The organism is Desulfosarcina variabilis str. Montpellier, from assembly GCF_048565275.1.
GTDB classification, from domain to species: Bacteria; Desulfobacterota; Desulfobacteria; order Desulfobacterales; family Desulfosarcinaceae; genus Desulfosarcina; species Desulfosarcina variabilis.
Genome location: NZ_CP159846.1, coordinates 6411093 through 6423716, shown reverse-complemented (window position 1 = coordinate 6423716; position 12624 = coordinate 6411093). Strand labels below are relative to the sequence as shown.

At 56.7% G+C, this 12624-nt stretch carries 10 protein-coding genes and 1 pseudogene; all 11 read right to left on the bottom strand.

The window, feature by feature from the left end; genetic code table 11:
* Positions 1 to 246 precede the first annotated feature (246 nt).
* The 11 genes and pseudogenes from Dvar_RS29005 to Dvar_RS28955 all read right to left on the bottom strand — a co-directional run bounded on the left by Dvar_RS29005 (position 247) and on the right by Dvar_RS28955 (position 12368).
* Positions 247 to 700 (bottom strand): annotated as a pseudogene (locus Dvar_RS29005) (2,3-bisphosphoglycerate-dependent phosphoglycerate mutase).
* 115 nt (positions 701 to 815) lie between these two features.
* A complete protein-coding gene (locus Dvar_RS29000) occupies positions 816 to 956 on the bottom strand; it encodes a hypothetical protein (protein ID WP_419656627.1) in 141 nt (46 codons plus the stop codon).
* 119 nt (positions 957 to 1075) lie between these two features.
* On the bottom strand, positions 1076 to 1306 hold the full coding sequence (locus Dvar_RS28995) for a hypothetical protein (protein ID WP_419656626.1): 231 nt from the start codon (positions 1304 to 1306) through the stop codon (positions 1076 to 1078).
* Positions 1307 to 1554: 248 nt separating this feature from the next.
* Entirely contained in the window at positions 1555 to 1941 is a 387-nt protein-coding gene (locus tag Dvar_RS28990) for a phosphoenolpyruvate carboxykinase (ATP) (protein WP_419656625.1), read from the bottom strand.
* Complete coding sequence (locus tag Dvar_RS28985) at positions 1931 to 7750, bottom strand: GH36-type glycosyl hydrolase domain-containing protein (RefSeq protein WP_419656624.1); 5820 nt, start codon at positions 7748 to 7750, stop codon at positions 1931 to 1933. The genes Dvar_RS28990 and Dvar_RS28985 overlap by 11 nt, the downstream gene beginning before the upstream one ends.
* 26 nt (positions 7751 to 7776) lie before the next feature.
* Positions 7777 to 10707 (bottom strand): hypothetical protein, encoded by a 2931-nt coding sequence (locus Dvar_RS28980; protein WP_419656623.1) that lies wholly within the window; start codon positions 10705 to 10707, stop codon positions 7777 to 7779.
* Positions 10708 to 10914: 207 nt separating this feature from the next.
* Complete coding sequence (locus Dvar_RS28975) at positions 10915 to 11115, bottom strand: CsbD family protein (RefSeq protein WP_419656622.1); 201 nt, start codon at positions 11113 to 11115, stop codon at positions 10915 to 10917.
* A 30-nt stretch (positions 11116 to 11145) separates the two neighbouring features.
* A complete protein-coding gene (locus tag Dvar_RS28970; RefSeq protein ID WP_419656621.1) occupies positions 11146 to 11553 on the bottom strand; it encodes a BON domain-containing protein in 408 nt (135 codons plus the stop codon).
* Positions 11554 to 11614: 61 nt separating this feature from the next.
* On the bottom strand, positions 11615 to 11929 hold the full coding sequence (locus Dvar_RS28965; RefSeq protein ID WP_419656620.1) for a BON domain-containing protein: 315 nt from the start codon (positions 11927 to 11929) through the stop codon (positions 11615 to 11617).
* A 59-nt stretch (positions 11930 to 11988) separates the two neighbouring features.
* On the bottom strand, positions 11989 to 12138 hold the full coding sequence (locus tag Dvar_RS28960; RefSeq protein WP_419656619.1) for a lmo0937 family membrane protein: 150 nt from the start codon (positions 12136 to 12138) through the stop codon (positions 11989 to 11991).
* A gap of 50 nt (positions 12139 to 12188) precedes the next feature.
* The gene (locus Dvar_RS28955) at positions 12189 to 12368 is read right to left on the bottom strand and encodes a CsbD family protein (protein WP_419656618.1); all 180 of its coding nucleotides are present in this window, start codon (positions 12366 to 12368) and stop codon (positions 12189 to 12191) included.
* Between the last annotated feature and the right edge of the window lie 256 nt (positions 12369 to 12624).

Genomic DNA, 12624 nt, shown 5'->3' with positions numbered 1-12624 from the left:
CAGTATTACGGCGCGGCCGTTGATAGTCATATTAAAGGGTCATATGCAACCGGTGGCCTTATTTGACCTTTTTGAGATGGTTGCGACCATGGCAAATGGCGGACCTGTCCTTTGGGCAGAACGCCGGTGCGGAATAAAAGACGGGAGAAAATATCCTACATTTTTTCGATCTGCAGAAAAAATCTTACCTTGACAAACAGAGGCCAAATAGAGGTTATGTATATTCCTTGTGCTGGGGCCGGTACTTTATTTTGCCTTTCCCTGATCTGCAACTTCGGCCATCGCGTCCTTGAGCATATTCTCATTCGCAAGATAGTAATGACGCACACGCTTGAGATCAGAATCAAGCTCGTAAACCAAAGGAATTCCCGTAGGGATATTGAGTTCAATAATTTCTTTGTCCGTGATTTGGCCCAAATATTTGACGAGTGCCCGAAGGCTGTTGCCATGTGCAACGATGAGAAGCCTTTTGCCTGATTTCATCTCTTTGGATTTGGTCGAGCTGGTCAAGAACCACCCAGCGCGTGTTTATCGCCCGTTTAAGCAGCGGCGTATACGCGGAATCGAATTGGAACCCTGCGTCACGCAGTGCTTGTCCAGCCTTGCGTGATTCGGCGATGCCTGCCTCTGCCAGGTCGACATCATGCCAGCCGGTAAATCGATTCTGTATGTTCCATTCACTAACGCTCCGCAGAACCAGTCAAAAAAGGCCGGGACACAAAACATGAAAACCAACAATAATGTTAGCCCCGGCCTTTTTGGTCTGCGATCTTACGATTGTTCGTAAGCTCTCAATTCTCGTTTTTAAAACTGGCTTACTTCTTGGTTTCTTCCTTACTTCCTTGCTTTCCTCCAGTCATCGGACCTTGACCAGAACTATTGCCCTTGCCCTTACCTTTACCATGACCGTCTTTCGGTCCCTGACCTTTGGGCCCAGTTCCATCTTTATTTGGCATATTCATCACCTCCTTTCTGCCGCTGGCGAACGATAGCGACCGCTGATTTGTCGTCGCCTGCATCCGCCTTGTTGGATGATCTTAATTATTATGGACTGGATCGTTCAAACCTTTTTGCGTCAACCACGAAAACTGACATCAATGCCATCACTACGAAATTCTTCCCACAATTGCCGTATAATTTCATTCGCAAGGTTATCGTCGGCTGTAAAGACGCCATTAATGAAATTTTCAGTCGTTCTACCGACAGAAGCAACATGGCCTTTTTTATTCAGCCAGTCGGCGAATTCCTGTGAATACTCCGAGTTAACAGCGATTTCAATTTTATGTCTCGTATCATCTTTCATCATTCTTCCTTTCTTTAACCCAAAGTAGGCGTTTCCCCTTTTTCGAAGAATCTATGAAGGCTATGATGTCAGAAGCTTGTCGGTGGTTTTCCCTCTCAAAAGGCGAAACCCTTTGGGATTGCCGGTCTCACCGCATCTTCGGCGTTAGCCGTCGCGGCGCATAGCCCACTATAGCGCCACGACAGCTGCCTTGAATCTACGGCAAGCTCGACAATCGCCTATTTTGGGTTTAAGAAAAGCCCCCCGTACCTTCATTTACATGACACTCGCCACATCGCCGTGACAGTAGGCGCGTATTTCTCAAAATTTTCCTTGAACATTCCCACAAGACGGGTTACCGCCTCATCATACATCTTCTTGTCAGCCCGGGTGTTGCGAGGGTTGAGCACATCGCCGGGCACTCCGGTGCAGCTTGTGGGGATATCCAGCCCGAAGAAGGCGTCCTTTTCAAAGACACCGGCATCTGTTCCGGCCACCTTGGCGGTATAGCCGGAGAGGAAGTGAAACATGGTTTTTTCAGCCGTCAGGCGGGCTATCGGAGGCAATACGCCGAAGGCATCGCAGGTGAGCATGATAATATTGGCGGGGTATCCGCCACAGCCGCTTTTTGCGATATTGGGGATGTCATTAAGTTTCATGATCCGGTCTCCCTGTTATCCGTACCTCGACGTTGTGCTCCCGCCGGTCATCAACAAGCCGAATCGACTTGTCGGGTTGCTTGACGCCGTCAACGGTCACCTTTGCCCCGCTTTTGACTCCGTCCGTCTGCCTGACCGAGATGTGGTAGACCGTTTCCCGATATCGGTAATGCACCTTAAAGGCCTCCCAATACTCATGAAGGCAGGGGGTTATCGTCAGTTTGTCTACTTCCACCCTCAACCCCAGCAGCGATTCCACGATCAGCCGATACATCCAGGCGGCCGATCCCGTGTACCAGGTCCAGCCGCCCCGGCCGGTATGTGGAGGAACCGCATAAACGTCGGCGGCAACCACGTAAGGCTCCACCTTGTAAGTGGCCGCCTCCTCGGCCGACCGGGCATGGTTCACGGGGTTGATCATGGCAAAGAATTCCCACGCGCGTCGATTATCCCCCAAACGGGCGAACGCCATTGCCGCCCAAATGGCCGCATGCGTGTACTGTCCGCCGTTTTCTCTCACGCCGGGGACGTATCCCTTGATATAGCCGGGATTCAGCCTTGACTGATCGAAAGGCGGATCCAGCAGTTGGACCAGTCCGTATTCGCGGCGGACGAGACGCGTATCCACCGCCTCCATGGCCCTTCGTGAACGATCAGGATCTCCCGCACCCGAAAGGACAGACCAGCTTTGCGCAATCGAATCAATCTGGCATTCGGGAATTTTCGACGACCCAAGCGGAGTGCCGTCGTCAAAGTAGGCGCGACGGTACCACCCGCCATCCCATCCATTCTGTTCGAGACTCTCCCGCAGTCCAGCCGCCTCCTTCTGGCAACGTTCGACCATGGACAGGTCACTCCGGGCCTGGGCAACCTTCGTGAACTGCATAAGTACGTCATAAAGAAAAAAACCCAACCAGACGCTTTCTCCCTTACCGTGCTCGCCCACCAGGTTCATGCCGTCGTTCCAGTCACCGGAGCCGATGAGGGGTAGCCCGTGTTCACCGAATGTGAGCTTGTTCAGTATGGCGCGAACACAGTGTTCATAAAGGCTTGCCGCCTCTTTGGCGCGCTCGGGCAGATCGTAATAAGCGTCCTCATCCGCTTTTACCGGGCGGCCTTGGATGAAAGCGACGGATTCATTCAACACGCCGGTGTCTCCGGTGGCTAGGACATAGCGGCACGTCGCCAGCGGCAGCCAGAGGCTGTCGTCCGAACAGTGTGTGCGCACCCCCCGACCCGTCGGAGGATGCCACCAGTGCTGAACGTCTCCTTCCACGAATTGATGGGCCGCGCATAGAAGCAGGTGCTCTCTCACGAGATGCGGCTCGGCATGGATGAGGGCCATTACATCCTGCAACTGATCACGGAAACCGAAGGCGCCCCCCGACTGGTAGGTCGCGCTGCGCGCCCAAAGGCGGCATGCCAGGGTCTGATACAACAGCCAACCGTTGGCCAGCATGTTGAGGCTCGCATCGGGTGTTTCCACATACACCGCGCCGAGCGTGTGTGCCCAGTGCCGCCATACGGTTTCAAGGGCACCGCGCGCAGCGATTGATCCGCGAAACCGATTGACGAGTTTACTGGCATCGTCGGCGTTTCGTCCGACGCCAAGCCTGAAGACGATTTCACGCGTTTGACCGTCAGATAGATCGAAGGCTACCTGGATCGCGGTGCAGGGGTCCAGTGCGGCCCCCAACTTGCCGGAAAGGTGCGTCCGCCTCATCGTCGCCGGACTTTGCAGCGACCCGTTCCGCCCCATGAATTCCGTCCGATCACCGGTTACGGTGCGTTTCGGATCGTCTACGTCGAAGAAGGCAACCCGGTCGCGAAACTCTGTGTTATAGGGGTTACGTGCAAACAAGGCACCGCTATTCGGATCCGTTTCGGTGATCAGGTGCATGATCGTTTTCGGACGCAGGTCGCCCAAAACCCATTCCACATATCCGGTCGCAGAGAGTCGACGGTATCGACCGGACGAATTATGCACTTTGAGCACCATGAATTTGATCGGCGCATCCAGGGCCACATACACCCACAGTTCTGAACGGATGCCGCGCTCGGCGTGCTCGAAGACACTGTAGCCAAAGCCGTGTCGGGTGACGTACGGCGTTGCCCCGCGGCAGGGCAACGGCGTCGGGGACCAGAAGTGGCCGCGCTCTTCATCTCGCAGGTACAACGCTTCTCCGCTCGAATCACCGACAGGGTCGTTGCCCCAGGGTGTCAGGCGGAACTCGTGGGCATTTTCGCTCCAGGTGTAGGCCTGACCGCTCTCCGAGATAACGCTGCCGAAGTTCGGGTTGGCCAGCACGTTCACCCACGGTGCCGGCGTCACCTGCCTATGGGCGCTGGTAATGACATACTCGCGCCCATCCGGGGTGAATCCGCCCAGCCCGTTGAAAAAGGTCAAATCGTGACGGGGCAATGCAGCCACCGCAACGGGTTCGGAACGGTGGGTGCGGGTCAGGGTGAGGAGGGGTACTTTTATTTTCAACAGACTGCGACCGTTGATCTGGTCCGCCAGCGACCCTCGACGGTCAGAGATGATGGCGCGGGCGACCGTCTGGATCAGGATACGCTCCTCCTCGGCGATCTGGTCGACGGATCTTACGAAAACGCCACCCGGCCGATCGATCAGACTGGCTTCGGTGAATGCGCTGATGAGCCCGATGACCTGGTCGTGAAACAGTTGCCGGTAGCCGGCGTGCTCTTCGTTCCATATGACCAGGTCAACGGCCAGTCCCTTCAGGCGCCAGTAGGCGTGGGCCTGAACAAGTTGACGCACCAGGTCGATATTGGCCGGATCCTCGATCCGCAGCAGCACAATCGGCAGATCACCGGAGATGGTGTACCCCCAGAGGCCGGATTGCCCCCGGTGATTTTTTAAAATAACGTTCGGGTCGGCTCGCAGCGACGCATTGGCGTAGATGATCGAACCGGCAAGGCGCCCATAGAGTTGCGCATCGGCCTGCGAGGCATTGATCTGGCGCAGCAGTACCTGGCCATGCGTCCACGCCAGATCGAAGACGCGATCCGCGAGACGTCGATCCTGGTATTTCTCCACCAGGTGCAGGGCGGCATCACGGGTTTCGCTGATGCCGGAGATGATGTTTATCGTTGCCGATTCTTCGGGATCAAGCGTTATGCGGTGGCGGATGGCAACGATCGGATCGAGCACCGAACCCTCGCTGCCCGATAGCGCTCCCGTAAAAAAGCCGGCGTCCCCGACCATCGCCTGTGGATTGGCGACAGTGTTGCCGCGGCCGATGAACTGCATGCGATCGGTCTCATAAGAGACGTCTTCGATCTGTGCCCCATGCACGGTCATCAGGTGCGACATCCAGGGCGCCTGCTCGGCCTGGGAGCGGGGCCGGCGTGTGCACAGGATGGCTTGCTGCCGGTGGAGGATCTCGGTCTGCACAAAGAGATTGCTGAACGCTGGATGCAGTGCGTCCGCGTCGGCAGGGGCCAAAACGACCTCCGCGTAACTGGTCACATCGATCGCCCGGCGCGTCCGCGCACGGTTGGTGACGCGCATGCGGCGCAGTTCGATGTCATCCTCGAGCGAAACCGCGATCTCGGTGTGGGTGTCATAGCCGTGGTCGCGGCAGCGAAACTCGGCGCGCCCTTCCGAGAAGATCGCTTCAAAATGTTCGCGTCGGTTGAGCGTCGGCTGACATGCCGTCGTCCAGAATTCCCTGCTGGCGACGTCGCGGAGGTAGCAGAAGGTGCCCCAGTTGTCGCGGGTGCCGTCTTCGCGCCAACGGGTGACGGCCAGGTCCTTCCATCGGCTGTATCCGCCGCCGGCATTGGTGACCATCACGTGATATCGGCCGTTGGAGAGCAACTGCACTGCCGGGTTCGGTGTGTCGGGGCTTGTGAAAACCCGTATCGGCGCCTCCGGAACGCTGGCAGCCGCATGGTGTTCCGAGATTTCCGTGGTGTGGGCATAGAACGTTGTCGCCTTGGGAATCCGCTCCTGGAGCAGCAGCAGGGTCGCCCGGAACGAGGGAACCGACGCGAAGCGCTTCTGCATCGGACGGTTCAGGAGCAGATGGGCCAAGGAGAGAAAGCTCATGCCCTGGTGATGGGTCATGAATGAGCGAATCACGGTGTTCGATCGTCCGCGCGGCAGGCGCGACGGCGTGTAGTCGACCGCCTCGTAGAAGCCATGCCGGGCTTCGAAGCCTTCGGCGGCAAGGCGTTCAAGGTTCGCGCAGGCCGCCCCGGGGGCCACCATCAGCGCCAGGGCCGAGGCATAGGGCGCAATCACCAGATCCTCGGCGAGCCCGCGTTTGAGCCCCAGGCCGGGAACGCCGAAGGCGCGGTATTGATAGTTGAGACTCACATCGACAGCATTGTACCCACATTCCGAAATGCCCCACGGCACACCGCGTTTTTTTCCATACGCGATCTGTCTATCCACCGCCGCCTTGCAGGTCTGGTCCAACAAGGTGCGTTCGTAGGTCGGCATCACCATGAGCGGCATCAGGTATTCGAACATCGAGCCGCTCCACGACAGCAGGATCGGCTCCCCACCGGCGATGGTGAGCAGACGTCCCAGGGCGAACCAGCTCTCCTGGGGCAATTGCCCCTGCGCAATCGCCACAAAACTGGCAAACCGGGCTTCCGAGGCCAGCAGGTCGTAGTAGCTCGCGTCCCGCCGGTGTTCGCCGACATTGTAGCCGATTGCCAGCAGATGACGCTTCTCGTCGAAAAGAAAATCGTAGTCCATGCGGGCGAGCCCGTCGCATTGCAGGGCGAGCCGATTGATCGCCGCGAGTCTCGTTCGAGCGTTCTGGCCGGCTACCGCGATGAGGCCTTGAAGTTCATTCAGCCAATCGGTCTCCTCCGGCGTCGCGGAAACGTTCAGTTGCCGCGCGATGGTCGCCTGGAGGTTGACGTCCAGGCCCGCCAGTTCCCTAAGCGTCGGGATCGCTTCGAGATCGGGAACGTTTCCGAGGCGGTTTGGAGACGATAAAAGCGCCGTCCACGGAGTCAGCAATGTCAGTTCGGCGAGCGCCTCCCGGCATTGCCCGATGAAGTTGCGGAACCACCACCGCAAGTGGCTCCCGGGGTTGGTATCGTCCGCTTCGAGGCTGGCCGCCAGTTGTGCGGCGGAGGTGGCCAGCTGATCGAGGCACTGCCGCGAAGCAGATAGCGTGGTGGGTTGGGAACGGGTCGCGGATGCCAGATCCTGTTGAAGCTGAGCGAGCCGGGCAGGAGCGTAACCGTTTGGCATGGCGGCCGTGGCGTCCATTATATTCCCGAGGGTGTCGCTTAAACCTTCGAACACGCGCGGCCCCAGGATCTTGTGATCGGCAAGCGCCAGCAGGCCCGGCTGCATTGTCATCAGGTAGCCGGCCAGGTTCCCGCTGTCCACCGACGAAATGTAGCGTGGTGGAAGCGGTTTCAGCGATTGTGTGTCGTACCAGTTGAAGAAATGGCCCCGGTGTCGTTCCAGGGTTTGCATGGTGCCAAGTGCCTTCGTTGTCCGCTCAAGCAGTTGTGCGGCCGAAACGTAGCCGAAGTCGTACGCGGATAAATTAGCCAGCAGCGCGAGGCCCATGTTGGTCGGCGATGTGCGATGCGCGATTACGGGAGTGGGATGCTCCTGAAAATTATCCGGCGGCAGCCAATGATCTTCCGGGCCGACGAAGGTTTCGAAATACGTCCAGGTTTTTCGGGAAAGCTTGTGCAAAAAGAGGGTCTGATCCGTTGTCAGTCTTTCTCGGCGCCGGGGCAACGGTTGACTGATCCACCAGGCGATGACCGGAGAGGCAAACCAGAGGCCCAGGATGGGTCCTGCCATGCCAAGCGCGGCCGGTCTTGAAACGATCAAATAAGACAGAGCGGCAGCCGAAAAGAGGGGGCGAACCACATCGTTCGCCAAGAAGTGGTGAGGTCCGTGCGGCCCTGGCCATCCATGTCGCCCGATGAATCCCATTGGAGCATTTGCCGGTGGGTAATCAGCATCCGCCAGCCGGCGCGCACCATCGCATCCAGGCTGAAAAACGCTTCGTAGGGCAGGCAGACGAGCGTGAATACTGCCTGAGCGAGATGCCGGCCAGCCGCGACCAACTCGCCCGCAAGGTGCTGCCCCGGCGTTACATCGGCCGGCTTGCGAAATGCATTCAGAGCCGCGGCGATCAACGCAGGAATCACAAGGATGCCGATCACCGCCAAGGTCCAGAATCCATGGGCCGGCAGCACCGTCCAGCCCAACAGCAGCAGGAGGGTCAACGCCGAGGCCATCAGGCTGCGCCGCAGGTTGTCGAAGATCTTCCAGCGCGACAGCAGCGACAGCGGATTTTTGCTCAGGCGCGCATTGGGGATGGGAATATCCGGCAACAGCCAGCGGGCGATCTGCCAATCGCCGCGAATCCAACGATGGCGACGGCTCACATCCGCTCTATACTGCGATGGGTATTCCTCATAGAGCTGCACATCGCTGATTAGCCCGGCCCGGGCGTAACAGCCTTCCAGAAGATCGTGGCTGAGAATCCGGTTGTCGGGCAGACGTCCAGCCAATGCCCGTTCGAAGGCATCAACCTCATAGATGCCCTTGCCGATGAACGAGCCTTCACCGAAAAGGTCCTGGTAAACGTCGGAAACGGTGCGTGTGTAAGGATCGATACCGTGATCGCTGGCGCACATGAGCATATAGCGGGACCGATTCGCATCGGAGAGGCTCACCGCTACTCGCGGCTGAAGAATTCCGTACCCCGCAACGACACGTTGCCGGCTTTCGTCGTAGCGTGCACGGTTAAGCGGGTGCGCCATGGCTGCCACAAACTGCCACGCCGAATCGCGTACCAGTTGGGTGTCTGTATCCAGGGTAATGACATACTTTACGTTCGATAACACCCTGGTTTCGCCGACGACGAACGTGAATCGATTATCCGCTTCGATATCCGCCCCGCCGCGCAGAAACCAATTCAAATCCGCAAGTTTTCCGCGTTTGCGCTCATACCCCATCCAAATCCGGTCCTGCGGATTCCATCGGCGCGGGCGGTGAAACAGGAAAAAACGGTCTCCATCCGGATTCCGGTATTTGTCATTTAGTGCTTCGATTCCCTGCCGCGCCAACCGTAGCAGCCGTTCGTCTTCCGGCAAGGTTTCTTCGACCGCATCGTGGAAATCGGTCAGGAGACCGAAATGCAGGTGGTCATCCCGATTGGCCAGAAAGCGGACTTCCAGCGACTCGATCAGTTCCTCGATGTTTTGAGAGTTTCCGAGCATCGTCGGCACCACAACCAGCGTCCGCAATTCAGACGGGATCCCCTGGGAGAAATCCATGCGCGGCAAGGGGCGAGGCGTCGCCATTACCGTCGCCAGATAGTTCACCAAGGCGATCGCCAACTGACTGGTGCACAGAAGCAAAAGCAGCCCGACCAGCACGAGTGCCCCCCCCTGCAACCCGCCGGCATATGCCTTTGCCGCGAGGCACACGGTGAAAATTACCGTCAGGAGCAGGATGGTGCCGCCATACAATAAAAACGGATGCCGGCTGCTGACCTTGCGTAAGCCCTCGGCAGGCGATACCCGCATCTTAACTATTCGTTCGAGTTGCGTCAGCCCCTCGTCGATCAGGTAGTACCCGACATGTGCCGCGCGGTCGTCGCCGCCTTTGTTGACAGCGCACGCCTGCGCCAACTGGATTGCCTGGCGCGCGATCTCGCTCTCGGAATGAGGGCTGTTCTTCGCAATCTTTTCCACGACATGGCGGTAGCGGTCCCGGGTGGCAAAATCCATCTTGTCATAAACGTCGCCGGGATCCTCTCCCAGGGTCCGCTCGACAACGCTCATCGTCTCGACAAACTCGCGCCAGTCCATCGCGCCCATGAAACGGAGGCTGCCGATGCTGTTGCTCATCGAGACTTGATCGGCGGCCTGTTGCTGGTTCTCCGAGCGTACCAACTGCTCGGTCGTCAGGCCGACCGCGGACAACTGCTGCTCAATCCAGGTTAGCGGCAGGGCCAGCGCGTGGCCCTGGGCTTGAAGGCGGCGCGTGAGCTCCGCAACAAACGCACTCGCCATGGGTGGGGTCGAGCGTGCCATGTCGGCGACTGACAGAATCAGGCGATTGGGGTCTTTTTCAATGGTCTCCGTCAACAGATCTGCCCAATAGTCGGCACGGTTTCGTTCTGCCCGGTCGGCGGCGATCCGGGCGACAACCCGCCGAATATTCTCGATCAGGGCGAAGCGCAGCATGATGGGGATGGCCCACAATTCGCCAAGCTTCAGGATGCTTACCGTTTGGTAGGCGGTAACGAAATTGCTGAGATTTTCCGGATCCGTATGCCCATCGCCGTGCGCGATAATCTCCTGGGCAATGTCGTACACGCGGGGAAGCCCGGCCAAGGGGGCATTCAGCAGAATCGGCAGTTCCCAACTGTAGCCCTTGGGCAGGTGTTGCCTTGCCATTCGAATCTGTTCCTCGATCAAATAGAAATTGTCGAGCAGCCATTCTCCGGCAGGCGCAATCCGGCGCTTGGTCTTAACGGCCTCCGTCAATAGGTTGCGGGCGGCAATCAGGACACCTTCATTTTCCATCAGACGCGTCAGCAGCCGGCCTGAAGCGCATTTAGAACCCAGCTTGTGGGAGTTCGCCAGTACCTTCCCGTGCAACTTCATCTGGTCGATGTTGAGCAGTTCCGTTCTCAATGGCGGCTCTTCGCCGGCGACCACTTTTGCCGGGCCGCTTCTGCGTAAATATGCCCACCAATGAAACAGCGTTCCTCGAACCCTTTCGCTGCTCATTTTCATTCTTTATCGCTCCTTCTGGCGTTTTCCCAACTAGCGTTCTTCGCAGGCACCATGCGCAGATAAGAAAGGATGGAGGAACTCCTGGGAAAATCGTATCGGATCGCGACATTCGACCCGATACGAAGTCCCGAAAGCGGATCGATGGACTCAAAGCCATTCAAACCCGATAGGTTCATGCAAAATTAAAGTTGTTGAGTCAGCCCGAATCTACTTCAATGAATCTTCCCAGTCCTTGAGTTCTTTTTCAGCCTCCTCGCGGGCGACGCCATGCTTTTCTTGTATTTTCCCCAAGAGGATATCACGCTTTCCAGCAATGACGTCCACATCGTCGTCGGTGAGTTGGCCCCACCGCTGCCTGACAACACCTTTGATCTGCTTCCAGTTTCCTTTGATTTGATCCCAGTTCATGGTTTTCCTTCCCTTCTCGAAAACCGAGGCTTAGGACCCCTTGACGGTCAGATCGTTTTCTATTGATTTGACATCCTTGATACTTTGGGCAATTTGCATCACCCTGTCGATGCTTTGCTGGGAATCGACGACGCCGTTCAGCGAGACCACGCCGTTGGTCGTGATCACGTTAATCTGTGAAGATTTAAGCAGGGGGTCACTAAGGATGTCCGCCTTAATCTTGGCTGTGATAGCGGCATCGTTCATGAATTCTCCGGTTTGTTCGGCCTTGTCGCCGATCGCTTGCTTGGCACTTTCAATTTTTTCACCGGCTTTTTCAACAGCTTGATCAACCTTTTCCCCTGCCTTTTCAGCGGTTCCATTTTGTTCACAACCGGCTAATGCGAGAAAAAGGGATAATACGATAGCGATGCAAAAATTCCTGTGTGACAGACTCATTTTCAATCTCCTCCAGCGAATGGTGCTTTCTTAGGTGGATTGGATTTAGGATGCTGGTCGACTATTTCACGATCAGATCATTCTTGACGGAATTGATCCCTTGGACGCTTTTTGCGATCTCGACAGCCTTATCAGCGGCTGTTTGAGAATTAACGAAACCGCTCAGCTGAACGACACCCTTGTAAGTTTCAACGCCGATCTGGAACGACTTGAGAAAATCATCGGCGGCAAGCAGTGACTTGACCTTGGTCGTGATGACCGAGTCGTCAACGTATTCCCCGGTGCTCGACTGTTTGGCGGTCGAGGCGCAGGCCAGGAAGGCCGCGCTAAACATCATCAGCACCAAACAGGCGACAACATAGCGTTTCATTTTCATGGCAGTATCTCATTTTGCGTGAATAACTCGCCTTTTCTGGCGAGAGAAGGCAAGACGGGTCACACCCGTCTTCGTCCTTGAAGCACCTGGATCAGTACCACAATGATGGCGATGACCAGCAGGGCGTGAATGACACCTCCAAACGTGGTCCCGGTCATCAATCCCACCCCCCACAAAACCAGTAGAATTACAAATAGGGTCCAAAGCATGGTGGCCTCCTTTTTTAACGTCATCAAATTCCTTTGACCGGCGTCCCTGTTTACTTCCCGACGACGTCCTTGATCTCGCCGATCTTTTCCTGAACCTTCCCATCAACATTTTCGGCTTTGCCTTCGGCTTCCAGGTCGCGGTTCCCGACTGCTTTTCCGGCGACCTCCTTGATCTTGCCCTTCATTTTGTGCCACTTGCCTTCCGTCTTGTCCTGGGTGCTTGATTTCATGGTGGACCTCCTGTTGATTAGTTGATTATGGGTTGCGATGAAGCTCCCCCGCAATAGATGGGGCTTTTATGGATTGATAATCAATCTTTGTGCCAGGTACCTAAGACTCCCTGCCAAGATATCCATCCTTCTGATATTTTATCGTATTTAAGAAAGCCGACATTCCTGGGCGGCCGATGATTGCTATCTGAAAAGGGTGATATGCAACCAATGGTCACATATGGCCAATCGGGGTGGGAGATGGCACCGAGTGGAT